This is a genomic window from Pseudomyxococcus flavus (assembly GCF_050038885.1).
GTDB classification, from domain to species: Bacteria; Myxococcota; Myxococcia; order Myxococcales; family Myxococcaceae; genus Myxococcus; species Myxococcus flavus.
In genome coordinates, this window is record NZ_CP143624.1 from 5,470,965 (window position 1) to 5,496,344 (window position 25,380).

At 68.9% G+C, this 25,380-nt stretch carries 14 protein-coding genes and 1 pseudogene; 7 read left to right on the forward strand and 8 right to left on the reverse strand.

The annotated features are described in order from the left end of the window. The first annotated feature begins 509 nt into the window (after window positions 1-509). The 6 genes and pseudogenes from VZL07_RS22830 to VZL07_RS22855 form a co-directional block, all read left to right on the forward strand. A complete protein-coding gene (locus tag VZL07_RS22830; protein ID WP_426749729.1) occupies window positions 510-1,577 on the forward strand; it encodes a substrate-binding domain-containing protein in 1,068 nt (355 codons plus the stop codon). Window positions 1,578-2,321: 744 nt separating this feature from the next. Beyond that, window positions 2,322-4,691, forward strand: a complete 2,370-nt coding sequence (locus VZL07_RS22835) for a hypothetical protein (protein WP_426749730.1) — start codon at window positions 2,322-2,324, stop codon at window positions 4,689-4,691. Window positions 4,692-4,779: 88 nt separating this feature from the next. Beyond that, on the forward strand, window positions 4,780-6,606 hold the full coding sequence (locus VZL07_RS22840; protein ID WP_426749731.1) for a hypothetical protein: 1,827 nt from the start codon (window positions 4,780-4,782) through the stop codon (window positions 6,604-6,606). A 552-nt stretch (window positions 6,607-7,158) separates the two neighbouring features. Further along, window positions 7,159-7,791, forward strand: coding sequence for an MEDS domain-containing protein (locus VZL07_RS22845; protein WP_426749732.1), 633 nt, complete (start codon window positions 7,159-7,161; stop codon window positions 7,789-7,791). A gap of 103 nt (window positions 7,792-7,894) precedes the next feature. Next, on the forward strand, window positions 7,895-9,088 hold the full coding sequence (locus VZL07_RS22850) for a sensor histidine kinase (RefSeq protein WP_426749733.1): 1,194 nt from the start codon (window positions 7,895-7,897) through the stop codon (window positions 9,086-9,088). A gap of 280 nt (window positions 9,089-9,368) precedes the next feature. Next, window positions 9,369-9,539 (forward strand): annotated as a pseudogene (locus tag VZL07_RS22855) (aldo/keto reductase); the annotation flags it as partial. Window positions 9,540-9,643: 104 nt separating this feature from the next. On the opposite strand, the gene VZL07_RS22860 reads toward VZL07_RS22855, so the two are convergent. The 6 genes from VZL07_RS22860 to VZL07_RS22885 form a co-directional block, all read right to left on the reverse strand. After that, window positions 9,644-12,490 carry an ELWxxDGT repeat protein gene (locus tag VZL07_RS22860; protein WP_426749734.1) on the reverse strand — a complete coding sequence of 949 codons (2,847 nt, stop codon included), beginning with the start codon at window positions 12,488-12,490 and terminating at the stop codon, window positions 9,644-9,646. Between the two features lie 140 nt (window positions 12,491-12,630). After that, a protein-coding gene (locus VZL07_RS22865) for an IS3 family transposase (RefSeq protein ID WP_426749735.1) occupies window positions 12,631-13,760 on the reverse strand; the annotation gives its coding sequence in 2 pieces (ribosomal slippage) (window positions 12,631-13,478 and window positions 13,478-13,760; 1,131 coding nt in all). A 69-nt stretch (window positions 13,761-13,829) separates the two neighbouring features. Next, complete coding sequence (locus VZL07_RS22870) at window positions 13,830-15,317, reverse strand: ELWxxDGT repeat protein (RefSeq protein ID WP_426749736.1); 1,488 nt, start codon at window positions 15,315-15,317, stop codon at window positions 13,830-13,832. A gap of 173 nt (window positions 15,318-15,490) precedes the next feature. Further along, on the reverse strand, window positions 15,491-16,336 hold the full coding sequence (locus tag VZL07_RS22875) for a fatty acid desaturase family protein (protein WP_426749737.1): 846 nt from the start codon (window positions 16,334-16,336) through the stop codon (window positions 15,491-15,493). Continuing rightward, complete coding sequence (locus VZL07_RS22880; RefSeq protein ID WP_426749738.1) at window positions 16,333-17,769, reverse strand: cytochrome P450; 1,437 nt, start codon at window positions 17,767-17,769, stop codon at window positions 16,333-16,335. Before VZL07_RS22880 ends, VZL07_RS22875 begins: the two co-directional genes overlap by 4 nt. Window positions 17,770-17,789: 20 nt before the next feature. Then, window positions 17,790-19,817, reverse strand: coding sequence for a lipoxygenase family protein (locus VZL07_RS22885; RefSeq protein ID WP_426749739.1), 2,028 nt, complete (start codon window positions 19,815-19,817; stop codon window positions 17,790-17,792). Window positions 19,818-20,019: 202 nt separating this feature from the next. On the opposite strand from VZL07_RS22885, the gene VZL07_RS22890 reads away from it, so the two are divergent. Beyond that, window positions 20,020-22,089, forward strand: a complete 2,070-nt coding sequence (locus VZL07_RS22890) for a lipoxygenase family protein (protein WP_426749740.1) — start codon at window positions 20,020-20,022, stop codon at window positions 22,087-22,089. A gap of 41 nt (window positions 22,090-22,130) precedes the next feature. On the opposite strand, the gene VZL07_RS22895 is transcribed toward VZL07_RS22890, so the two are convergent. Both VZL07_RS22895 and VZL07_RS22900 read right to left on the reverse strand, forming a co-directional pair. Continuing rightward, window positions 22,131-23,891: a serine hydrolase domain-containing protein gene (locus VZL07_RS22895; protein WP_426749741.1), complete on the reverse strand. Its 1,761-nt coding sequence runs from the start codon at window positions 23,889-23,891 to the stop codon at window positions 22,131-22,133. A gap of 109 nt (window positions 23,892-24,000) precedes the next feature. After that, window positions 24,001-25,374 carry an ATP-binding protein gene (locus VZL07_RS22900; RefSeq protein ID WP_426749742.1) on the reverse strand — a complete coding sequence of 458 codons (1,374 nt, stop codon included), beginning with the start codon at window positions 25,372-25,374 and terminating at the stop codon, window positions 24,001-24,003. Window positions 25,375-25,380: the final 6 nt, after the last annotated feature.

Consider the following 25,380-nt stretch of genomic DNA (forward strand, 5'->3'; position numbering starts at 1 on the left):
CCTCCGCCGCGAGCATTGGCCGGCCGGACGGCAGCGGCTTCAGGTGCGTGCGCCGCACGCTGAGGCCGTGGCGCGCAGCGAAGGCTTCGGGCACGAAGGAGAGGCGCGGCGTCTTCTCGCTGCTCCCCTCAACAACTCCCCGTCAGCCTTGTGTGTGACGCTTGCAGGGAATGTCTGCTCCATGACGGATGCGCAACGGCAGACTTCTGGAGAGCACGCCTCCGAAAGGCGGGCTCGCAAGTTGTTGCAGGTGCCTTTCTTGTAATGGCTTGCGGGAACGTGACGCTTGTGCGTAGGAAATTTCTCGCGGGACGGTGTGACCCGGCGCTGGCGGAGAATTGACATAACTGAGTCATCAATCCCTCGCGGGTTGAGGCACTTTGCGCTTCGTCGAATCCGGGGTGAGCCGGGTTCGATGGTCCCCTCCCTGATGCAATTCCTTCCAGCCCGAGCCCACAGCGTGGGAGGCGCCGGCGAGTCAACCCAATGCAACACCTGAGGAGTCGTCCATGAAGATGATGAAGAAGGTGATGTCCGCGGCGGTTGTGGCGGTGTCGATCGTGGGTTGCAATGGTCAGTCCACGGGTGGCACGGAGCTGAAGTTGGCGGAGCAGAACCTGGGCCCGAACAATGAGCTGTATGGCTCCGACACGCTGAAGGGCGCGCTTGTCGCCGCCAACAACGACTCTGGCGCCGGCCTGCTCTACGCGGGCACGGGTTCGAGCGTGGGTGAGACCTGTCTGCGTGGTGGCGGCAGCGCCGTGTGCCCCAACCCGCAACAGCAGGCGCTGGCCCCCATGTCGCGCGACCTCCGGACGCCCTGCCAGCCCGGTGAGCGGAGCAATGTCATTGCGCTGGACGCCGTGAACGTGTGGGTCAACCAGGACAACGGTCTCACCAACATCAGCCGCGACAACGTGGCCAACCTCTTCTTCAAGACCTACCGCCGCACCGTGAACGGCGTCGTCACCACCATCAACGGCGCGTGCTGGACGGACTGGAGCCAGGTCCCGGGCAGCACCCGCACCGGCCCCATCACGATCTACCGCCGCGACGACCTGTCCGGCACCACCGAGGTCTTCAAGGAGAAGGTCGCGGAGAACACCAGCGCCTCCTTCTGCGATGGCATCGTGACCATTCACGATGGCGCCACGTCCAACCCCGCGCCGTGCACCACGGCTGACAGCGCCACTGTCTGCATCGGCAAGCTGACGGCCAGTGACCTCATCGCCATCGGCTTTGCCGGTGACTCCGCCATCTACCCGTTTCCTCCTGCGCAGCCGAACAACCTGAAGCTCGATGTGGATGGCATCCCCTCGAACCCGAGCAACATCCGCAAGCTCATCACGGGCCAGCCGGGCGTCTATCCGCTCGCGCGCAAGATCTTCCTCAACGAGAACACCACCAGCCCGCGCTCGGTCGAGGAGGACATCCTCTACTCGTACATCTACGACACGAACACCGAGGACTTCGAGGAGATCCTCGAGGCGCAGGGCTTCATCGCCTGCGACGACAGCGCGCCCCTGAAGTGCGGCGGTCTGAACGACGACGGCCGCGGCGCGGGCAACTGCCAGTAATCACCGCTGCTGTCATCCCAGAACCCTGATGGAATCGGGCCAGGAGGGCATCCCCTTCCTGGCCTGTCTGTTGTGCGGTGTGGTCTCTCCTTTGGTCCGGCCGGATTCTTCTGTCTGGATGGCAATGTCTGGTTGGCCGGAGGTGCGGGCAAGAAGGCTGCCCATCTCCGCTCCACCAAGATGTCGTGACTTCAGGCAGGCGGTGACAGGCGGGTCACGAGACTGGCTGTGCAATGTGCCGCGCCATGGCGTGACGTCCTTGATGCGGTTTGGGTTGCTGGTATTTGTCTGGCGTGTGTCTATCGTTACGGCGGGGTGAATCTTCGTGTGTGTCTGCCCGTTGTGTCTTCTTTTGCCGCGACATTGGCGGAGGCTGAGATAGGGTGCCGCGCGAAATCCGCTAGGAATTAGGAGGCATACCTCATGAGGATGACGCGGGGGGGGCTCGTCCCACGTGTGGCGCTGGGGGTGGTCCTGCTGTCCCTTTCGGGGCTGTTCGGTTGCAAGGACGAGCCCCGACCAGCGCCTGAGCCTGACGCCGGGACGTTGACGTGTCTTCCGGCTCGCTCGAGCGAGCGGATTCCCATGCGCCCAGCGGCGCCCAGGAAGAGCTACCAGGAGTCCTTCGCTGGCCTGGCCGCGCGCGCGCGCGCTGAGTGTGGCACGTGCCACCAAGGTGGCAGGTCTGATGGCGGCTTTTCCTTCACGAGTACGTATGAGGACCTGAAGAGCAAGGCGCCGCGCATGCTCGTGCGCATCGAGCGCGGAGAGATGCCTCCAACAGCCTCGGCCGACCAGCTCAAGAAGGCGGTGGAGCTGGCCGCGCAGCTCTCCGCATGGCTGGAGCAGGGCGCCCCGGAGGGCACGTTCACCGTGAACGCGGGGACGGGAGCGGAACTTGACGATCCGGTGGCCCCCGAGGTGGCCGCGTCGATGACCGACCTGGGCAGCTGCATCCCCGCCGAGGAGGCGCTGGGAAGCGACCCGGACAAGGACGCCTACTTCGCGGGCCTGACGCAGCTGCCTCGCTTCCTGTCGGAGACGGACACCGACATCACCACGATGGATGCCGAAAAGCTGGCTCGTCACGGCACGTTCGCCTTCGTGCCCACCTACCAGCTCTTCTCGGACCACGCGAAGAAGCTTCGACTGGTTCATGTGCCAGCGGGGAAGTCCATTGAGTACGACGCGGCCACGAAGACATTCAAGATTCCGCCCAACACACGCTTCTACAAGACCTTCTTCAAGGACGTGACGGGCGCGGACGGCGAGGTGCGCTACCGGAAGATCGAGACGCGCCTCATCGTCACGCGTGAGCGGTGGCAGGACGCCGTATTTGGAACGTACATCTGGAACGAGGAGGGGACCGTCGCGGAGCTCCACAGGGGCACGTACCGGGATGGCACGGAGTTCGCCGACCGCGTGCTCACATATGAAACCGACGAGCGCGCCGGCACCACGCGCAACTATGCCGTTCCCGGGCGCCATCGCTGCATCAACTGCCACACTGGCTCCGAGGGACAGAACTTCGTCCTGGGCTTCACCCCGCTGGAGATCAACCGCCGCGCCAGGGGAGAGGGGGGGCTGGACCCGCTGGCGGACGTTCTGGAGGACGAGCTGTCACAGGTGGACCGGCTCATCCGCTACGGCGTCATCACCGGCCTGCGCTCGGCGGCGGAACTGCCGAAGCTGGAGACCGCCGCCGAGGGACGGCCACCGAGGACCCAGGAGGAGCTGGAGCTCCAGGCGTATTTCGTTGGCAATTGCGCGCAGTGCCACAACCCCAAGGGCTTCGCGGTGCAGAGCAATTCGGAGCTCGCCTTCCTGGACTTCTCCGCGGGCGGCATCCTCTTCGGCTGGAACCCCTTCGACGTACTGGAGACCAACAAGCAGCGCAGGTACGTCGTGGAAGCGGCGCAGTTCGGCTTGGACCTCCAGGCCGCTACGCCATCCAGCACCATGTACGAGCGCGTCGCGCGTGACACCAACGAGACGAACATCCATATGCCCGTCAATGTGCCGGGCAAGGACTGCCGCGCTCCGCTGCTGGTGGCGCGCTGGATTGCCACGATGGACTGGCCCAAGGCGGACGCGGGGCTGACCGAGGAGGAGAAGGCGGCCGCGAAGACGGAGCGGATTCGGCAGGCGAATGATGCCGTGGCGAATGACTGCGACACCACCACGGACGTGCGATGGGTGGGCGAGGACTTCACCGACAAGCTGCCCTATGAGCCCCGCAATCCGGATTGGAAACAGCGCATCGGCCAGGCACCCTGGGAGTACCTGACGCGCTTCCCCATCACCGAGGCACACGAGCAGTTCGCCAAGAAGCGCATCCCCACGAACTGGTGGGACCTCAAGCCGGGCCTCTGCGACTTCCCCACGGCTCCCGCACCCACCTCCATCGAGCCCTGGATGGTCGACCGGCGTGGCGTGCCGAGGCGGCCCTGGGGTGAGCTCTACTACACCACGCCGGGCGCCACCGTCTTCCAGGGGGTCTGCGCCAACTGCCACGGCCGCGCGGGCGACGGGCAGAGCGGCGCGGCCAAGGCGCTGGTGGCGTGGCAGGGCGCGCGTGTGGCCAACCTCGTCAGCCCGCAGTTCGGTTTGTTCGGCCGCGCCGCCTCGGGTGAGAGCCACCTGGTTCCCTTCGAGCGAGAGTACGGGCCGCACGGCGGCGCCCGCTATCTCGCATGGATGGCCGACGGAGGCGCCAACGTGAACCTCACGCCCCGGTTCATGCAGGCCTGGGTGAAGTACGGCGAGGTCGACATCGACTTCTCCAGCAATGTGGAGGACTGGGCGGACTGGGGCGCCAACATGTTGGGGGCGGCTCAGGGCGCATGTGAGCTCATCCGCCGCGGCGTCTTCGCCACGGCGACACCGCCGAGCGGAAACGTCCGGGCCATTGGCGGAACGAGCCTCTGGACGGAGATCTGCACCCTGGACAACCCGCTGACCGACGACATCCGCAGAGGGAGCGATGCCGCCGCCACGCAGGAGTGGCTCCTGCGTGCCCGGTTCAATGCGGGCGTGATGGCCTACATCTACCTGCGAGACGAGCTGTCCCAGGGGCGCATCGCGCCGCTGCGCAGCGAGTGCGAGAAGCGGTAGCGCCGGGAGGGGCAGCCCGCTGGCGCGCCCCTCTCCTCCTTTTACAGACACAACAACACCGACCTCCGGGGAGGGGGAGCACAGCGTCATGAGCAATGTTCTGAGAGGGTGGTTCCTGGTAGCCGGCCTCGGCCTGGCGGCGCTCGTCACCGGCTGCGGTTCCGAGTGCGTGGATGCATTCGATTGCCGCAGTGACAACGGGCAGGCTCCGGAGGGAGAACAGTGGAGCTGTCGTGACGAGAAGTGCGAGCTGGTGCCCACACAGGGCACAGGAACGGACGCGGGCGCGGATGCAGGCACCGACGCGGGCGCGGATGCAGGCACCGACGCGGGCGCGGATGCAGGCACCGACCCGGTGGAAGACGCGGGTACCGACCCGGGCGAGGACGCAGGCACCGGCCTCTGCCCTGCGACCGTCGCGTGTGTCCGCTTCGTCAACGTGCTGTACGAAGGCAATGCGTCGGAGCCGCATACCGCGTGGGACGCGGGCCTCGTCCGGATGGATGTCTGGCAGGGTGACACCCGGCTGTTCTCCGCGGTGGAGCCCGGTGACACCGGGACGACGGACTACGCGCAGGTGGCTCCCGGCACGGGGTTGAGCTTCGCCATTCGCACTGCGGACTCGGAAGGCACGAGCGCGGCCCTGGCCACGGTGTCCGATATGTCGCTCGCAGCAGGAGAGCGGGTGACGCTGGTGGGAGTTGGACTCATGTCCCGTGTGGGGCAGGCGACACGTTTCGACCGGCCGCAGCTCCTCGCGGTGAAGGAGGCGTTCGGCGCGGTGGGCGCCGACGAGGTTCGGTTGCGCCACATCACCGCGGATCGCGTGGCCGCTGCGAACCGTGCCCGCCGGCTGTCTGTCGGCTCCGCGGACCCGTTCTCCACCGTCTCGCCCTTCTCGGCGGACGCCACGACCTCGGGCATCGCGGGGCATGTTGCCCCGGCGAGCACCAGACAGCTCGTGTTGTCCGGGTCGGGGACGAACGACGTCATCCTCCCGTCGGTGAGCGGCACCGCGAGCTTCACGTTGCCGGCGGGGGCCCTGACTCCGGGAACGTCCTACTTCGCCATCACCTATGGAGATGACCGGCGTGGCATGGACGACGCCGGCGCCACCTCTCTGGTGCTGGTCCCTTCGGGAAGGAATGGCGCACTCCGCATCAAGCGCGACCCCATCCTCTTCTTCCTCCATGGTCTCGTTGGAGGGGAGCCGCTCCGCGTCTTCAACGCGGATGACCCGCAGAACATCCCCATTGCCGTGGACCTTGCATTCAAGGCCAGCCCCGCCATCGGCGACCTGCCTGCGTCCGCGACGGGCCACTTGCTGAAGTTCACCCTGAACACCGACCCCGCGACCACGGTGCTCGAGGGCGTCCAGACGGGGCCGCTCGAGGCGGGCCGTCGCTATCTGGTGGTCGTCAGCGGCCTGGCCGGGCAGACCGGCGCCCAGGGGCCGCGCGCCTTCACCTTCCCGGACACCTTCGCTCCGACGGCCCTGGATGCGCGCATCCTGGTGGTGAATGCCAGCCCCAACTCTCCCGCCGAAGGCATCTCCTTTGGCTATTTCGACGTCAACGCCGATGGTTCCCGGGGAAACACCTTCACCCGCGTCGTCAGCGGCTTGACCTATGGCGCTATCAGCAGTCCCGCCGAGGGCGTGCCTTTCACGCCGGCGACCGGCACGCAGGGCGGCATCAGCGTGTCCTACCTTGGTGTGGGAAGCCAGGTCGGGAGCAGTCCGGCGAACCGCTGGGCGAGGAACATCAACCAGATTGGCCGGCCCTATATCTTCGTGGTGCTGGGAGACTGGGAGCAGGCCGATGGACTCACGTACCGCGCTCCCAACGTTCGCAACCAGCGGTGGACCGCCCTGTCGCCAGCGGGGGATGACTTCTTCGCGCCAGCGACGCCGTAGCCGCCACGTTGTCTGTCCGCGCATCCATCCCGGAGGACGTTGAGGCTTGCGTCAGCCTCACTCCCTGGTCGTCGAGTCGAGGCGGCTGTTATGTGGCGGCCCACCCATGTGGCCGCCGCCTCGCTCGTGACCGGTGCGTGAGGTGTAGCAGCTTGATGTTTGGGATTTGTGTCTGGCCTGAGGCCGCGGGACTCGGCTCCTTCCCGAGTGCAGCATGTTCAGGGCAATCTCTGGGCCGTCCGCTGCTACCGGCAAGATGGAGAGCATCTACGACGACGCTCTCTATCGGGGCTCACCGTTGCGCGGAGCGGGCAACGTCACAGTGGCCTGCTCGGCCACCTGCCTGCCGGCCCCTCAAGGGCCTGTCCTCCCGATTCTCCAAGGCAGGCGCATTGGAGGCGTGGAGAGCTGTCGCACGGTTAACGCCTTGAGCGCTCCCATCCTTTGGAGGGAATGGCAAGGAGGGAGCGCCGGGTAGTATAACCGGCACGTGGGTGCGACTCGGCCTCTGCCGGACCGTGCGCCCACTTCTTTACCCAAAGGCCCGACACCATGGACTGCACCCCGGACTCTCGACCCGTGACGCTGGGTGGACGCCGGCTTGACCCCCACTTCCATGCCTGCGCGTTCTTTCATGGCGCTCAGGAGGAGTACCGGGTCCTGGCGCCCTTCATCCAGGAAGGCTTGAATGGCGGTGAGAAGGCGATCCACGTGACGGATCCCCGCCTGGTCGAAGACCACCTCAAGAACCTGATGGCCACGGGCATCGACGCGGACGAGTGCTGCGCGCGTGGACAGCTGGAGGTGCTCACCTGGGAGCAGGGTTACCTCAAGAACGGGTGCTTCAACCCCGACGCGATGTTCGCCATCTTCGAGCACGCCATCACCCAGAGCGAGGCCGCCGGTTATCCGCGCCTGCGCATCATCGGGCATATGGAGTGGGCGCTCGAGAAGCGCCCCGGTGTCGAGCAACTCATCGCGTACGAGGCTCGAGTCAACGCCTTCCTGAACGAGAAAAAGCAGCCTGCGGTCTGTGTGTATGACGTCCAGCGTTTCGATGCCGCCACGATGATGGATGTGCTGCGTACCCATCCCATGGTGCTCATCGGGGGGATGCTTCACGAGAACCCCTTCTTCGTCCCCCCGAACGAGTTCCTGCGCGACCTTCAGGCGCGTGTCTCGTGATGGCGAGGATGCCTCCCCCAGTGTGGCTCCTGGCATGGACCCAGTAACACGGCGTCCATAGTCGTTCTATCCGCTAGTGTCCGTCCCTCCCGAAGAGTTGCAGGTGCTGCGTCGGCAGGTGCGCGACCTCGCCGCGCTGCTCGCCCTGCCGGCGCTCTGGCGAGGGCTGGCGCCGGCCTTCGTCGCGTCGAGCCTCGTCGATGTGCTCCGCAACGTCCTCCGGCCAGATGTCGTCTATGTGTGCATGGACGTCTCCGCTGGAGAGTCCCGGTCAGAAACCCACTGGCCCCTGACTCCCGCCGACACGGTCCGCAAGGCGTGCCAGCGTTGGTGCACGGAGGCCCCGCGCAACACCCCGTGGACGGTGCCCCACCCACTTCAGCCCGGCGAGCTACGGTTGTTCCTCCTGCGGCCCGAAGGACTGGCGACTGGAGGAGGCGTGGTGCTCGTGGGGAGCGGACGTGCCGACTTCCCCAATCAGCAGGACCGCTATCTCCTCCAGGTGGCCGTGGGGCAGGCCGTCATCTCCATCAACGACGCAGAGCTGCTCGCGCGAGAGCGGCGCGCCCGGGGCGAGGCCCAGGAAGCCGTGCGCCTTCGCGACGAGTTCCTCTCCGTGGCCGCCCACGAGCTGAGGACGCCCCTGACCTCGCTCCGACTACAGCATGAGCTCGTCGCTCGCGCGCTGCCTCCGGAAACCCTGGCCCGCGTGAAGAGCCGGCTGCTCGGCGCCCAGCGTCAGGTGACGCGGCTGTCGGAGCTGGTGGAGAGTCTCCTGGACGTCAGCCGCATCGTGGCGGGCAAGCTGCATCTGAACCTGGCCAACGTCGACCTCGTTCGTCTCGTGCAGGACGTGGTTGAGCGGATGCGGGAGATTTTCAATCAGGCCGGTTGCGACGTCGAGGTGCTCGCGGATGGCCCCATTTCAGGCCATTGGGATGCGTTCCGACTCGACCAGGTGATGGTCAACCTGCTGACGAACGCCGCCAAGTACGGCGCTGGCAAGCCCATCCGTGTGGTCCTGGCCGCCGAAGCGGCGCATGCACGCATCACGGTGCGCGATGAAGGTATCGGCATTGCGCCGGAGGCGCTTCCTCGGCTCTTCGGAAAATTCGAGCGCGCCGTTTCGGGGCGTCACTACGGCGGACTCGGGCTCGGGCTCTTCATCTGCCGGCAGATTGTCGAGGCGCTCGGCGGCCAGATTTCCGTGGAGAGTGCGCCGATGGCGGGCTCCAGCTTCACGGTGGTCCTGCCGAGAGACGCTGCCGAGCCGAGGCGCTCGTCCGAGACGACGTGACGGGATTCCGAGCGCCACCTTGGGGGGGCTCAGCCTGAGGCCTCCCCCCGCTGGCCCGTTCCGTCCACTCCGGTGCTCCAAGCTTCAGCGACGACGGGGCACCTGGCGCGATGGGGCGTTGGCCGCGGGTGCCAGCGCGCGGTGGGCACGATCTCCGAGTTGGTGAAGGGCGGCTACGTGCGAAGCATCGGGCTCTCAGCGGTGGGGGCTGAGACGATTCGTCGCGCAGCGAAGGTGCACCCGTTGGCTGTTGACGGGCGCGAAGGCAGACGGTGCCCGCATGCACCTCCCTCACTTTAGTGGCGAGGCGAGCCAACGCAACGCAGCGGCCGTCGCGCGTTTCCACGCATACTCCGCGGAGCGTGGGATGACGCCTGCTCAGCTCGCCGTGGCGTGGGTGCTCGCGAAGCAACCGGCGCTCGTGCCCGTGGTCGGCGCTCGCACGCGCAAGCTGTTGCTCGACGTGCTCGGCGCGCTCGAGAAACCACTGCCGGCCGACGCCGTGGCCGTCTTCCGGATGACATCCGTCTCGGTCCATTCGGGCGTGACCCCTGCTCACCGCGCGGCCGGGTCGAGTCCGTGCCGCGGACGGGCGGGGCGGCGTCGCGAGTTGCACCACACGAGCAGGAGGAGCGCGCCCCAGCCCAGGCCCGCCGGTGCGCCCGCGCCGGTGCTGCAGCCCCAGCCCAGCTCCTGCGGCGGGTCCACGAGGGTGGGGCCACGGGGTGGCTGCACCGTGACGTGGAACTCGCACGAGGCGCTGTTGCCCGCCGCGTCCGTGGCCGTCACCGTGACGGGGGTGGTGCCCACGGGGAACCGCGTGCCGGAGGCCTGGCTGTAGGCCCGTGAGGGCGTGGACACCGCGTCCGTGGTGGTGGCCTCCGCGTATTCCACCTCGATGCCCGTGGCCTCCCGGGCCTGAACCGTGACATCCGCCGGGCACGCCAGGGTGGGCGCGGTGGTGTCGCGCACCGTGACGGTGAAGGAGCAGGTGCCCGCGTTGCCCGCCTCGTCGGTGGCGGTGAAGGTGACCTCGGTGGTGCCCAGGGGGAACGGGGTACCACCCGGGTAGGAGCTGGACACGGTGGGGTTGCGCGTCACCGCATCCGAGGGTGGGGCGCCGGTGAGGGGCACGTACATCGCGCCCTCGGCGCTCTGGGCTTCGACCTCGACGGACGCCGGGCAGCCGAGCTGGGGCGGGGTGGTGTCGCGCACTGTGATGGTCACGGTGCACGAGGCGCTGTTGCCGGCCGCGTCCGTGGCGATGATGCCGACCAGGGTCTCCCCGAGGGAGAACAGGGTGCCGGAGGCGTGGGTGTAGTGCACCGTCACTGGAGCCGACACTGTGTCCGACACCGTCGCGGCCGGGTACTCCACGGTGGCCCCCTGGGGGCCGCTCGCCTCCGCCATCACCGCTGCGGGACAGGTGAGGCCCGGGGGCGTGGTGTCGCGCACGACGATGGAGAAATCGCACGACGCCGTCTGCTCCAGGGCATCCCGCGCAGTGGCCGTGATGACGCTGCTCCCCAGCGGGAAGCGCGAGCCCGACGCCCGGCTGTACGTCACTTGCACGGGTTCCAGGCCGGAGGCGGTGGCGGACGGCCAGGTGACGGTGGCGCCATCCGCGCCCGTGGCTTCGGCCACCACCGTCGTGGGGCAGGTAATGGACGGCGGCGCGGGCGGGCTCACGGTGACGTTGAACGCACACGAGGCGGAATTGCCCGCGTCGTCGGTCGCGGTGACGGTGACGGAGGTGACGCCGAGGCCGAACGTCGTGCCGGAGGCCTGGCTGTACGCCACGTGAGCGGTGGAGACCCCATCGGTGGCGGAGGCGGGCGAGTACTCGACGGTGGCGCCCTCGGCGCTCGTGGCCTCCGCCTCCACGTCCTCGGGGCAGGAGAGGTCGGGCGCCCGGGTGTCGCTCACGGTGACGGTGAAGGTACATGCCGCGGAATGCCCCGCGTCGTCGGTGGCGGTGACGGTGACGGTGGTGGCTCCGAGCGGGAAGACGTCGCCGCTCGGGTGGCTGTAGCTCACCGCGGGCGAGCCCGGGAAGTCGTCTGTCGCGGACGCGGGCGGGTACTCCACGGTGGTGCCCTGGGGTCCCACGGCCTCGGCGGTAAAGGACTCAGGGCAGGTCACCGTGGGAGGCGTGGTGTCCGTCAATGCCTCCACGCTCCACAGCTCGCGGCCGGACTGGCCGTCGCCCGCCGAGAAGAACAGGGTGTCGCCGACGACAGTCAGGTCTCGCACATCGCTGGAGCCGGTGCCCGGCCATACGTCCGCGAGCAGCCGGGTCCCCTCCGGCGTTCCATCCGTCCACCACAGCTCCTGTCCCACGCCCGTGACGAAGGCGGACAGCGCCAGCCCTCCATTCCACGCCACCGCGCCGGTGCTGTAGTTCACCCTGGGGTCGACGCGCGTGGTGCCGGCCTCGGTGCCATCGCTCCTCCAGAGCTGGAAGCCGGTGCTGCTGGTGTAGACGTGGAAGTAGAGAAGGCCTTCCGCATGGGTCAGCGGCCGTGGGTCGGAGCCGGCGCTCCCGGGCGTGATGTCGCGCACGCGCACGGTGCCTGCCTCCGTGCCGTCGCTCTTCCACAGCTCGCTGCCACCCGTGGCGTCACTGGCCTGGAAGAAGAGCGTGTTGTCCACGGCGAGCAGGTAGCTCGGGTTGACGTCCGCCACCTTGACGGTGCCTGCCTCCGTGCCGTCGCTCTTCCAGAGCGCGCGGCTGGTGCCGTCACTGGCGGAGAAGTAGACCGTGTCGCCCACGCGGGCGAAGTCCCACGGGTAGGAATCCTCTCTGCCCGGGTTGATGTCCTTGACGAGCACCGTGCTGGCTGGGGTGCCTTCGCTCTTCCAGAGCTCCACTCCCCTGATGCCGTCATCGGCCCGGAGGAAGAGCCGCCCGCCCGCCGGGAACAAGGTGTAGGGAGAAGACGAGGACTCGTAGATGCCTACGGTGGAGATGTCCTTGACGAGCACGGTGCCGGCCGGGGTGCCGTCGCTCTTCCACAGCTCGGAGCCCACCACACCATCGCTGGCCGCGAAGTAGACCTGCTCGGCCACGCTCACCAGCGCATCCGGATAGGAGGTCGCGGCCCCGGGCTTGATGTCGCGCAGGAGTACGGTGCCGGCTTCGGTGCCATCGCTCTTCCACGGCTCCTTGCCTGTCGCGCCATTGTCCGCGGTGAAGAAGAGCAGCCCGCCCGCGCTCCTCAGCGACGAGGGCGCGGAGCCCCGGCCACCAGGCGAGATGTCCCGGACGCGCACGGTGCCGGCCTCGGTGCCGTCGCTCTTCCACAGCTCGGGGCCATCGCCGCCATTGTCCGCGCGGAAGAACAGCATCCCGTTCAGCTCGGTCAGCTCCCCCGGGTCGGAGCTGGCTGAGGTGGACCCCATCGGCTGGACCACTTTGGGGCAATCCATCTTTGCGCCTGAGCCGACGGTGAGAGTGTGTTGATACGTCGTCGTCGTGGTCGTGTCGAGGGGGGCGCGGGGGGAGACTCGTAACCTGTGGATAGCTGTGGAGGCCTGTGGAGTCACGCCGCGTGCTCGATGAGGCCGGTGCGGTAGACATGCATGGGCGTGCGGTACCCGAGCGCCTGGTGCGGGCGCTCAAGGTTGTAGAAGCGCAGCCAGCGGCCCACGCCCGCCCAGGCCTGGCGCACGTCGGCGTAGGCGTTGAGATAGACCTCCTCGTACTTGAGGCTGCGCCAGAGCCGCTCGACGAAGATGTTGTCCACGCACCGGCCCTTGCCGTCCATGCTGATGCGCACCTGCTGCCCCTTGAGCACCGCGAGCCAGTCCTTGTCCGTGAACTGCGCCCCCTGGTCGGTGTTGAAGATGCTGGGAGGTCCATGGTGGCGCAGGGCCTCTTCGAGAGCCTCGATGCAGAAGTCCGTCGAGAGCGTGTTGGACACGCGCCAGGCCAGCACCACCCGGCTGAACCAGTCCATGATGGCCACCAGGTACGCCCACCCGTACGCCAGCGGCACGTACGTGATGTCGGCCGCCCAGGCCTGGTTCGGCTTCACGATAGCCAGCCCTCGAAGCAGGTACGGGTAGACGGGATGCTCCGGGTGGGGCCGGCTGGTATGCGGCCCAGGTGCCATCCCCTCCAGGCCCATGAGGCGCATGAGCCGCTGCACGCGCTTGCGGTTCACCTCGTACCCCTCGTGCTGGAGCACCACCGTCATGCGGCGGCTGCCGTAGAAGGGCCGCGCCAGGTACAGCTCGTCGATGCGGCGCATGAGCTGGAGCTCCTCGGCGTTCACTTCGATGGGCTGGTAGTAGAGCCCCGAGCGCGAGACCTGGAGCAGGTCGCACTGCTTGCGCACCGAGAGCGTGTCGAGTCCGGGCTGCACCATCGCTCGCCTCTCGCTCAGCGGGAGCGCTGCAGCCCGCGCGCTAAAAAATCGCGCTCCACCGTCAGCTCGCCGATTTTCCGCAGCAGTTCGTCCTGCACCTTCTCGGCGTCCCGCCCCGCGGCCTCGGTGGTGAAGGCCGTGGCCGCCTTCTCCAGCAGCTGCTTCTTCCACTGGCCCACCAGCACCGGGTGCACCCCGTGCCGGCGCCCCAGCTGCGCCAGGCTCTCCTTCTCCTGCAGCGCCTCCAGCGCTACGCGCGCCTTGAACTCCGGGTCGAACCGCTTCTTGTTCCTCTGCTTCATGGCCGTTCTCCTACGTGGGAGTCGGCTCAAAACGCAAAGATGGGGGTGGTCCAAAAAACGGGGTCCACTTCAGGCGGCACCGGACTGGCGGATGTTTCGCACGCGCAGGGTGCCGGCCTCGGTGCCGTCGCTCTTCCAGAGCTCGCGGCCGGTGACGCCATCCTCGGCGGTGAAGAAGACGCTGTCTCCCACGCGCGTGAGGGCGCTGGCGCCGGAGCTCTCGGCGCCGGGGTGGATGTCGCGCACGCGCAGGGTGCCGGCCTCGGTGCCGTCGCTCTTCCACAGCTCATCTCCGGCCACGCCGTCATTGGCGGTGAAGAAGAGCGTCCCGCCCCCGTCCACGAGCGACCCCGGATACGAGCCCTCGACTCCAGGGCGGATGTCGCGCACGCGCAGGGTGCCGGCCTCGGTGCCGTCGCTCTTCCACAGCTCCGCGCCGCTGACACCGTCGTCGGCCACGAAGAAGAGGGTGCCGCCCACGGCCACCAGGTTCCGAGGGGTGGAGCCCAGGGGGCCCGGCACGATGTCCCGGACGCGCACGGTGCCGGCCTCGGTGCCGTCGCTCTTCCACAGCTCCGCGCCGCTGACGCCGTCGTCCGCCATGAAGAAGAGGGTGCTGCCCACCGCCGTCAACGACGCGAGGCTCGAGGAGGCGGAGCCCGGGCGGATGTCGCGCACGCGCACGGTGCCCGCGTTGGTCCCATCGCTCTTCCACAGCTCGCGGCCGCCCATGCCGTCATTGGCTTCCAGGAAGAGCGTCTCCCCCACCACCGTGAGCTGCGAGGGCAGGGAGCTGCCATACATGTTGTAGATGTCCTTGACCTGGACGTTGGCCCTGTTGATGGGGTCGAACCTGCACAGCTCGTAGCCGACGCTGCTGTAGCAGGAGTAGTAGACGGTGCCGCCCATGGCCGTCAGCACGGAGGCCCCGGGGCGCGAGGCGCCACCGTGGGCCAGGGGGGCCACGTACCCCGTGCCTCCCGGCGTGCCGTTGCTCCTCCACAGCTCGTCGGTGCCGGTCCCCTTGGTGATGACGAAGTAGAGCATTCCGCCCGAGGCGGTGAGGCTGGAGGCGGCGCTCGTCGAGCTGTCGTAGGAGAGGTCCGTGAGGCGCACCGTCCCCGCGACGGTGCCGTCGCTCTTCCACAGCTCGTAGCCGCTGCTCGACTCGTAAGCCGTGAAGTAGAAGGCGCCATTCATGGCGGCCTGTCGGACCGGCGAGGAGGTGGTGGAGGCTTCCACCTGGAGCTTGCGCAGGGCCGTGGTGCCGGCCTCCGTCCCCTGGCTCGCCCAGAGCTGCGCGGAGCCGGTGTCGTCCGTGGCGGAGAAGAAGAGGGTGGTGTCCACGGCCGTGAGCGAGCCGGGCGCGGAGCCCATGTCTCCGGGCCGCAGGTCCTTCACCCGCTTCACGCTCACCGGGAAGGTGCTCGAAAGGTCCTGCGCGGAGCGCGCCACGTCGCGTCGCGGGGACTCGGGAGCTTCCAGCTCCTCCGCGCAGCCGCCCACCGCCACGACAGCCAACATCCACCACACCATCAGCCGCTGCTTGTTCTTCATCGTCCCCGCCTGAGTGACGAGGCGAACCATCGTCTCAAAGGCATGTGGGAAGCAACTTGGGGTCCTCCGCCCCATGCCGCCTATCGGGTGGGGGACGAGCTGTACGGAGCGTGGGCCTCACGTCGTACGCATCGGGCACCGCCCCGCGAGCTCGCGGGGCGAGGCACACCGGGTCACCGGGCGATGGCGCCGAGCTCCGTCTCGCCCGGCTCGATCTTCGCTTCCGGGTTGACCCACACGAAGGGGATGCCCGGCTGCCGGTAATGCGTGGCCGGGATGTCCTGGGCGAGCTGCGCATGAAGCTCGGGCAGTTGGGACCAGTGCAGCCCGTGCTTCGCGTGGTGCGCGGTGTGGTAGCCCAGGTTGCCAGTCACCAGGTTGTAGCCCTTGTGCAGGATGTTGTACGAGGCGTGGGTGTGCTCCGTCGCTTCCAGCCCCACGTGGTGGAAGTAGGTGGCCCAGACGGTGACGTAGAGCGACACCATCATGGGGAGCAGGAACACCCAGAGGGCGTTGTACCAGTTGTGCCAGAACAGCACGCCGAGCAGCGCCACCTGGAGCGCGCCCATGGCCAGGAAGACGCGCATCGCCTTGGGATGAGAGCGGCCCACGCGGAACGCACGGGGATAGGCGACGAGCGCATTGAAGACGGAGTACTCCACCTCGCCCATGGTGGACCCGTCGCGGCGCTTCCACGCCGACTCGTCCTTGGTCTGGTCCAGGTAGTTGCGGTGGTGGCCCAGGACGTGGTGCAGGAACCACGCATGGGACGTCACGCCCGTCTGGAAGCCGAAGATGAGCTCCAGGAGCCGGTTGGGCAGTGTGTGCCGGAACATGGGCACATGCTGGTGGTGGTGGTTCCACGCGCTGATCCACCCCTTGGGAATCACCCCCAGGGCGAGCCAGAGGATGGGGAACCACCAGCTTCGCGCCGTGAAGAAGACCGTCAGGTCCAGGGCGAACACCAGGGTGAACAGCAGGACGGGGATGCGGTCTCGAGGGTGTCGGAACAAGGTCATGCGGATTCCACTGCGGGGGTGGGACGGGCTCCCGTGGGAGGGTGAAGGGTTTGCCGCTGGCGCGGGACGAGCTTGCCGGTGACGCCCTGGGGGCGCACCACGCCGAAGAAGAAGCCCTCCTCGAAGGGCTCCGTCGAGTCGACGTGGACGCGCGCGTGGGCGGAGAGGGTGGCCAGGGCCGTGCGCAGGAACACCATGGCGAAGTCCCCGGCCACGCAGGCGCGAGGGCCCCGGCCGAAGGGGAAGAAGTGGCCGCTGCCGAGCGGATTCCGCGCCGCGCCCCCGTCGAGCCAGCGCTCCGGGTTGAACGTCTCCGGGCTCGTCCAGTGGTCCGGGTCCCGGTGCAGGTGCTGGTTGGAAATCATGAGGGTCGTGCCCGGCGGCAGCGTGACCTCCGCCAGTCGCGTCGGCGTGGGCGGCGTGCGGCGCAGGAAGATGCGCACCGCGGGCAGGATTCTCATGGCCTCATAGGCCACGGCCTCGCCCCAGGGGGCGTCCTTCAGTCGCTCCAGGGTGAGCGGCCCCTCCGCCAGCGCGGCGGACTCCAGCGCCAGCCGCTCCTCGGTGGCGGGGTACTTGTTGAGTTGGTGGAAGGCACCCACCAGGGTGGTGCTCGAGGAGAACACGCCGCCGAAGAAGAACCCGCCGAGCAGGTTCGCGTGCACCTGGTCATCGAGCTGGGGCATCTCGCGCAGCGTCCACGACATCAGGTCCACGCGGTGCGGCGCCGGGGCCTGCCTGGCCGCGCGCACCTTGTCCAGGAACAGGCCGTAGAAGCGCTCCTTCGCGGCCGCGAAGCCCTTGGGGGGCGAGACGAACTTCAACGGCAGCTTGGCCTGGATGCGCGCGTCGGCCGCCGCCGCCAGGAGCATGAAGTCATCGTACACGGACGTGGGGAGCTTCTCGCCCACCGTGGCCACGCAGAACGCGTCGAACGTCAGCTTGCGCAGCGCGGGCGTCAGGTCGATGGACGGCTGCTGGAGCAGCGCCTCCACCGACTCGAGGATGGCCACGCGCAGGGGCTCCACCTGGGCGGCCTGCCAGGCGGGCGTCCACGGCTGCGCGAGCGGATCCATGGCGTGCTTGCGAGCCCAGTCCTCACCCTGCTGGGCGATGAAGGGCGTGTCGTCCGTGACGGAGTGGCGAATCTGGTCGCCGATGTTCCCCTTCTCGAACTCCAGCCGGCGCGTCTCGAGCACCTCGTGGATGAGGGCGGGGTCGTTGAGCACCAGCGCGGGGCTGGGCCCCAGCCAGGTGACGGCGACGGGGCCGTAGGTGCGCGCGTAGCGAGCGCAGACGTCCCAGGGCTGGGCGCCGAGGAAGTCGCCGATGTTGCCCAGAATCCCCGGCGGGGGCCCCGGCAGGCGTTCCAGGGGCTTGCGCCGGCCGCCGAAGAACAGGTTGAAGAGACCTCGAGAGAGCAGGTTGGGCATGGGCGCGTGTCTCCGGGGGCTCAGACGGTGATGCCGCAGGGAATCCGGTCGGGCCGCAGGACGGTGTAGGGCACCTCGGCGCCCGCGTTGCGCGCCTCCACCGCGTCGCGCTGGGCGCGCAGGCGCTCCTGGAAACGCTCGCGAATGGCCACCAGCGCCGGCTCCTGGAAGTACTCCTCGCGCCAGCCGCCCTCGTGCAGCAGGTACTCCTCGTCGTCCCCGAAGCTGGAGAGCGCCCGGCCGATGGCGACCTGCCAGAGCATCTGGGACTTGGTGGGAATCATCTCGGGGATGTCCTCGGCACGCAGCGTCCCCTTCTGTCGGGGAGGCGCCCGGCGCATGGACAGGGGCGCGTTCGGTACGAAGGCGTAGTGCTCGTATTGCAGGTAGTTCACCGCCGCGTGCTGCACGCTGACCGTGAAGAGGACGGTGGTGAGGATGTCGACCAGGTCGTCGACGCGGCGCAGCTCCCGGCACGGCAGCTTGTCCGCGGGCAGCCCGTGCTCGGTGAGGTCCTTCCACCACTGCTGCATCTCGGTGTCGCCCTCGAGGTCGGCATCGGTCCGGTAGAAGTGCCTGAGGACGCCGCCGACGTACTCCTCGAGCGCGTCCCACAAGGGCAGGGCGTCGTCGCGGTAGGGATAGTTGGGGAGCACGGCCGGGTCCAGCACGCCCCGCCGCTCGAGGTCCGGACGGGGCTTGTTGTCCGCCAGCGTCCAGCGCTGGAAGCCCTTCTTGCCCAGCTGGAGGTGGCCCTTGTCGGGGCCGCCCGTCGCGATGAAGTCGTCGAACACCCCGCCCGCGGCGAGCAGGCCCTTGCGTGCGCCCTCGTTGATGGCGAGCGTGTAGCGGAAGTGGCGCCGCAGCAGCTTGTAGACGGGATGCGGGTCCGGCAGGTTGCGCATCGTCGCCATGACGAACGGCTCCGCCACGAAGTGCGTGCGCAGCGCGTGCGCCACCATCTGGTGCGCGTTGCCCTCGCTGCACCGGAGGTAGATTTTCGCGGCGAGCCAGTCGTACGCGTCGTCGTTGGGCGTGAAGACCGGGTCCTGCTGGGCGTCCCGCCCGAGCTGGATGGCCAGGGGCCGCAGCTGACGCTGGTCATCCAGGTACAGCAGGCAGCGCGCCGCGGGCGCCCAGCGCCGCTCCTCGACGCCGTCCGCGTCCACCTTCCGGTACATCGTGATGTCGTCGAGGATTTCGAAGTCGAGCAGGAAGATGCGCTTGGCGTCGAGCGCCATGGCCAGCGTGGTGCCGGGCGACAGGAGGCCCCGGACGTCATCGTCGCTGAGCGGCATGCCCTGCGGCAGGCTGGGGATGAGGGTGATGTGAAGCGGGTTGATGCCCTGGACGGCCTGCCGCGCGAACTCGAGGTCGTCCTTCCAGCGCGGCGCGAGCTGGGGCACCTCCAGGTGCTTGAAGAAGTCGAAGATGTCCACCAGCCCGTTCCAGGCGCGGGCCAGCATGGGGAGGTTCAGCTTGATGGCCGCCAGCGTCTTGGCGATGACCACTTCGTAGCTGCCCTCCGTCAGGCCCCGGTAGAGCTCGTCCTTCGGCAGGGGCCGCGCCTCGCTGATGTCGAGCGCGCCGGGAAGCCCCTCGGTCGCCTCGGGTGCGCGCCACGGGTACATCCGCTGGCGGGCCTCCAGCAGCTCGCGCCGCGCCCTGGACTCGCGCTCGCTGCCTGCCTGGCGAGCGAGCTTCGCGGTCCCCTCGAGCACGTCCACCGTGGCGCCGCCCAGCACCCACCGGAAGAAGGGGAAGCGCCACTGCTTCTCTCCGGCCGTGACGGTGGCCCAGTCGAGCAGCCAGTCGGCCGCCACGCCGCCCGCATTGCTGAAGCGCAGCAGCACCAGGTCCCCCAGGTCCTCGGAGGAGAGCAGGTACACGTCCTCCGCGCCCGCCTCGAAGTCGTTGTGGAATTGCTTGTCCAGCGGGTGGGGACCGCTTTCTCCCTGCGTGCCCACGAGGACGACGGAAATGTTCGCATCCGTTCCCGCGCCCAGCTTCGTGCCCGTCCGAATCGTGAGTTTGTACTCGACCGTCATGAACCCCTCTGTGTAACGGGGGCAGACCGTAGAACGAGGAAAGCGAGACCTCAAGGCATGCTACCCTCCCTTGGGAACGAGCCGGCGTCGCGCAGCGCACGAGCGCCTCGGACACGCGGCGGACGTGCGCGCGAGTGTCATCCGGAGAGGTGGGTCTGATGACAGACGTTGGGACGGGCGCGCCCGCGGCAGGGGGACGGGCATGATGTACGAGGTGCTGCGCCGATGGATGAGCGCTCTCGGGTTCAAGGGTCGCGAGCGTGGAAGCAACGAGGTGCTCGACGCGGAGGAGCTGGCCCGGTGGTACTCGGGCCTCGCGCTCGAGGAGCGGCTGGCTATCAGTCGCGAGCTCGCACCACGCGTCCGGGCTGTCCGTCCCGCCAGGGACTCCGCCACGCTGCCAGCCGTCGCGGTGGGGCGGCTGGTCTTCGAGCAGGACGGGCCCCAGGGCCCCATTCCCCTGCATCACATCAAGGTGGAGCTCTGGGACCGGGACTTCGGCACGCCGGATGATTTCCTGGGGGAGGGGTTCACGGACGCGGATGGCGGGTTCTCCATCCGCTATGACCCGGCCGACGCGGGCGAGGGGGACCTGCCCGACCTGGAGGTGCGCTTCTTCGAGCCCCAGCACAGCTTCCGCCCGGATGGACAGGTGGTGGAGACGTGGCGGCGCATCGGCTCGGAGAAGGGGCCGGATGACCATGGTGGGCTCCACTACGACTTCGGCACGCTGCGGTTGCCGTATTGGGAGTACGACCCCACGACGCCGCTGGCCCGGTTGCATGTCACGGAGGCGGGGACTCCGCCCACGGCCTACGCGCCGGGGCGTGCGCTGGCGATGCTGAAGGCGGTGGCGCCCATCGAGCTCGTCAAGCGCCGTCACCTGCTCCAGGGACGGCTGGGGCAGGCGCCGAGCCTGGAGCGGATTCAGGCGGACTATCCGGAGGCGATGACGGTGCGGATGGAGCGCGAGTCACCGGGCTCCACGCGCACCGACGCCTTCTTCGGGGAGCGGCTGCTCAACGGCATGTTCTCCACCATCATGGATGGAGACCCTGAGGCCCCCGGCGACCCGGCGGCGTTCCGGCTCTACTTTCCATGGAACGCCTACGAGCAGGACGGCGTCCACTGCCTGCCGGACGTGGACGTGCGGCTGCGGCTGGTGGAGGGGCGACTGTTGCCGGTGCGCATCATCCTGGGCATGCGCGAGCCGGGCGCGACGGCGCCGGGCGCTCCCGTGACGCGGCGGAGCTACACGCCCGCGGACGGCGAGGGCTGGGAGGCCGCCAAGCGGATGGCGCGGGTGAGCGCGACGCTGGAGACGGAGCTGGGCAACCACCTGGGCCAGTGCCACTTCAACGTGGAGCAGTACGCCATCGCCGCGCATCGCAACCTGCGTCGCAGTCCGCTGCGCTGGCTGCTCATGCCGCACCTGCGCGAGGTGGTCCTCATCAACCACTCCGCCAACGGTTTCCTCGTGGGGCCCACGGGCTACATCACCCGCGCCAGCGCGCTCACCGAGCGCAGCGTGGAGACGCGCCTGTTGCACCTGATGGGCAGCTACGACTGGAAGGGCTTCACGCCCGCGCCGCCCATCTGCGAGTCGCACCGCTACGCACGCGCAGCGGGTCTGTTCTGGCGACTGGTGGGGGAGCACGTGGAGGCCTTCTTCGCGGAGCACGGCGCGGCGTTGGAGGCGCAGTGGGCCGAGGTGCGGCGCTTCTCGGACGACCTGGTGGCGCACTCGGCGCCCGCCTTCGTGTGCCGCTACCTGCGCGCGACGGTGCCGGGACGGGCGGCGCCGTGGTTCGTGCGCTCCGAGCGCATGGACCTGGACGCGAAGGTCGCCGAAGTCCACGCCAAGGCGGTCAGCGCGGTGACCCGGACGGACGCGCCCCAGCCCGGAGAGATGGACGCGCTCAAGCAGTTGTGCCGGTACGTCATCTACTTCGCGACCTTTCGCCACGCCTGGGCCAACAACCTCCAGTGGGATGACGCGGGCGAGGTGCTCTACGCGTGCCTGGGCCTGCGCTGGGGCAAGGGGGGCGCGCTGTCGACGGAGGCGGACCATGACGTCGCGCCGCCGCCGGAGGAGGCCACGGAGATGCTGTGGATTTCGTGGATGCTGTCGAAGACGAACTACGGCTTCCTCCTGGCGAACGAGGAGGCGGACGTGCATCCCCGTTTCGTGGAGCTCCTGCGCGCCCACGCCGCCGAGTTCTCCGCGCTGGGATTGGACATCCGCACCGTCAGCTCCCGCATCAACATCTGACCCCGGCACGACGATTGGGCCAGGGCGCGAGGCGTGAGCTGTCATGGCGCGCGGTGGAGGCGCACACCCTTGAAGGTGAGCGACGCTCCGTCCACCTCGTCCTTGGCGCGGAGCACCTCTCCCCGGCCTCGGCCCAGGCCCGCCACGGCCGCGAGGTCCTCACCGGCCGGGTCCAGCACCACGGTCACCGGTCCGTCGTAGAGCGGGCCCGTATAGGAGAGAAGAAGGAGCCCGCCCGCGTCGCTCAGCACGAGCGCGTCGAGCAGCTCGCGCGTGTGGCCGGGAGGAACCCGGTACGTGCCCAGCCGTGCACGCCACGACTCGGGCATGGGCGCGGGGGCGATGCGCGTTCCGAGCAGGCCCGCGCCTTGTGTCTCCGAGTGGCCCAGCAGCAGCGTGTGGCTCCCTGCCTGCTGGAAGCTGAGCCACAGCGGGGCGTCGCCCACCCGCGTCCTGAAGAAGCCCTGTTGGTGCGGCACCAGCTCGAGCACGAGGTCGCCGGCGACCGCCACCAGGTTGTCGCCCTGCACCTCGATGCGCATGGGGCCCGCGTCCGTCGCATAGAGCCCCGTCCACGTGGCGAGCGCCTCGGAGGGCTGGGGCTCGGGCTGCACCGCGGGCGCCGAAGGCTCGGCCACCACCTGGCCCGTCTTCACCTTCAGGGCGCGCGCGAGCACCTCTCGGGCGAGGCCATTGACGAGCCCTCCCGCGCTGTCGGTGTTGGACATCACGACCACGCCGAGCCGGTGCTCGGGCATCAACGCCACCATCGCGTTGAACTGGATGGCGCCACCGTCGTGCTCCACCATCCGCACGGTTCCTCCACCCTCCAGGGGCACGTCGTGCAGGTACCACGCGAGGCCAATGCGGGTGCCCACGTCGAGCGGATGGCCGGCGTTCTGCTCACGCCACAGCTCCTGGAGGGATTCGGGCTGAAGCACCTGTCGGCCGTCGAAGCGGCCGTCGTTCAGGAGCATGAGGACGAAGTGGCTCAGGTCCTCCACGGAGCCAAGCAGTCCACCCGCGGGCCCTTCGCTCTCCAGCCAGTACGGAGGGATGTCCTCCGGGGGCAGGGCGCCGTAACCCCTGGCCAGTCGCTCCGAGAGGGCCGGCGTCACGCGGAACGCGGAGTGCTCCATGCGCAACGGGCCGAAGAGGTGCTGCCGCATGAACGTGTCGAAGTCGCTCCCGGAGGCGGTCTCCACCGCGCGGCCCGCGATGACGAAGCCCGTGTTGCTGTAGGCGTGGAGGGTGCCCACCGGCCACGCGCGGTGCTCCTCACGCAGCGCCTCCACGCGCTCGGCGAGGGTGAGGGGGCGGGGGGAGAAGCCGCCACCGAGCTGCTCGGGGATGCCCGCGTGGTGCGTGAGCAGGCTCCGCAGGGTGATGGGGCCACCGGAGAAGCGGCTCTGCATGCTGAACCCCGGGATGACCTCCTCGATGGGTTGGTCCAGGCTGGCACGGCGCGCTTCCACGAGCTGCATGACGGCGGAAGCCGTGAAGACCTTGGCCACGGAGCCCATGCGGTAGACCGTCTGAGGCGTGGCCTGGAGGCCGGCCTCTACGTCGGCCATGCCGAAGCCCTGGGACCAGACCACCTCATCGCCGTCGACCAGCGCGAGGCTCAGGCCCTTCACCCCGGCTTGCATCAGGGCAATGGGGATTTCGCGCTCGAACCCCCGCTTCAGCGCGGCGTAGTCCGGCTCGGGTGGAGGCGTGTCGTCATCACAGGCAGCGGCGAAGGTGCAGGCGACCAGCAGCGCCAGGAGGCAGCGGCGCGGGGCAAGCGGGTGGGTATGCATCGGCGTCTCCCATGGCCCAGGGGGCGGGCTCGGGGGGACTCTTTCCAGAGCGGGGCGCCCGGGACCGTGGGAGTCGCGTCAGCGATTGTCACCGTTTGTCACCGCGCGCTCACGGGGCATGGGGCCAGGACAGCGCGACGCGTGCGCCTCCCAGCGGGGCCTCCGTCACCCATGCCTGGCCCTGGTGCGCCTGCATGATGCGGTGGGTGATGGCCAGCCCCAGCCCATGGCCGCCCGTCTTGCGGTTGCGGCTGTCGTCCAGTCGGGTGAAGGGGAGGAACAGCCGCTCGCGCTCGGAGGGGGGAATGCCGGGGCCGTCGTCATCCACGGCGACGGTGCAGCGCTGCTCGTCCCGGCTCACGTGGACGCGCACCTCCGAGCGGGCATGGCGCTGCGCATTCCGGATGAGGTTGCCGATGGCCCGCCGCAGATAGCGCGCCGAGCCTTCCGCCTCCACGGTGCCCGTGGCATGGAGCTGGAGCCTCAGGTTCGGGCTGAACACGGAGAGCTGGTGGAACAGCTCCGTCACCATCGCCGTCAGGTCCACGCGCTCCCGCTCCAGCGGTGGGGCGTCGCGATGCAGGCGTGTGAACGTGAGGAGCTCCTCGGTGAGCTGGTCCAGCTCGCCCACGTCCTTCTCCATGTCGGCCAGCTGTGCGTGGAGCGTGGCCACGTCCGGGGTCTCGCGCGCGAGGTGCAGGGCGAAGTGCAGGCGGGAGATGGGGGTGCGCAACTCGTGGGAAATCGCCTGCAGGCTGGCCTGCTGCTCCTGGCTCATGCGCTGGATGCGCTCCGCCATGTCGTTGAACGTCCGCGCCAGGTGGCCAATGGGCTCCGGCGCCCGGGCCTCCGCGCGGGCCTGGAAGTCGCCCTGCCCGAAGGTGCTCGCGGTCGCCGCCAGCCGCGTGACATGCCGGTACAGCGGCCACGTGAGCGCCAGCACCGCGAGCCCGAGCACGGCGAGCAGCACGGTCGTCTCGGGCGCGAGGAACTCAATCGCCCGCTCCGGGCTGGGGCCGAGGCGGAGCTCCTGCACCACCACCTGCTCCGAGCCGCGAAGCGGGAGGAACAGGAACACCCGGTCCCCCGTGACGCCCGAGGACTTCAACCACGCCGAGGGCACGCCGCGCGCCAGCCGCTCGCGGACGCGCCCCGGTGGATTCATGCCCAGCACGTCGCCCTGGGCGCGCAGCTCGATGGGGTAGTCGAAGTGCCGCCGCCACCTGGCCACGACCTCCGCCCACCGCTCCTGGGGCTGCGCGAGCAGCTCCTGCTCGATGAGCCATTGCAGGCCCTGGGTGAGGCCCTCCAGCTCGCGGCCCGAGGTCTCCGCGTGGGCTTCCGCCTGCGCCGCGTCGAGCGATTGGGGCGGCAGCCGCTGCGTGGACATTCCCACCATCACGACGAGCGCCAGGACGATGGCGGCGACGATGCCCGCGTACATCCGGAAGAAGAGTCCGCCCAGCTGGCGGAGGGGGACCACGCGCGG

Excerpts from the sequence above, each read along its gene's own strand:
- VZL07_RS22830 (WP_426749729.1), top strand. The coding sequence starts at position 510 with ATGAAGATGATGAAGAAGGTGATGTCCGCGGCGGTTGTGGCGGTGTCG.
- VZL07_RS22835 (WP_426749730.1), top strand. The coding sequence starts at position 2,322 with ATGCTCGTGCGCATCGAGCGCGGAGAGATGCCTCCAACAGCCTCGGCC.
- VZL07_RS22840 (WP_426749731.1), top strand. The coding sequence starts at position 4,780 with ATGAGCAATGTTCTGAGAGGGTGGTTCCTGGTAGCCGGCCTCGGCCTG.
- VZL07_RS22845 (WP_426749732.1), top strand. The coding sequence starts at position 7,159 with ATGGACTGCACCCCGGACTCTCGACCCGTGACGCTGGGTGGACGCCGG.
- VZL07_RS22860 (WP_426749734.1), bottom strand. The coding sequence starts at position 12,490 with ATGGGGTCCACCTCAGCCAGCTCCGACCCGGGGGAGCTGACCGAGCTG.
- VZL07_RS22870 (WP_426749736.1), bottom strand. The coding sequence starts at position 15,317 with ATGAAGAACAAGCAGCGGCTGATGGTGTGGTGGATGTTGGCTGTCGTG.
- VZL07_RS22875 (WP_426749737.1), bottom strand. The coding sequence starts at position 16,336 with ATGACCTTGTTCCGACACCCTCGAGACCGCATCCCCGTCCTGCTGTTC.
- VZL07_RS22880 (WP_426749738.1), bottom strand. The coding sequence starts at position 17,769 with ATGCCCAACCTGCTCTCTCGAGGTCTCTTCAACCTGTTCTTCGGCGGC.
- VZL07_RS22885 (WP_426749739.1), bottom strand. The coding sequence starts at position 19,817 with ATGACGGTCGAGTACAAACTCACGATTCGGACGGGCACGAAGCTGGGC.
- VZL07_RS22890 (WP_426749740.1), top strand. The coding sequence starts at position 20,020 with ATGATGTACGAGGTGCTGCGCCGATGGATGAGCGCTCTCGGGTTCAAG.
- VZL07_RS22895 (WP_426749741.1), bottom strand. The coding sequence starts at position 23,891 with ATGCATACCCACCCGCTTGCCCCGCGCCGCTGCCTCCTGGCGCTGCTG.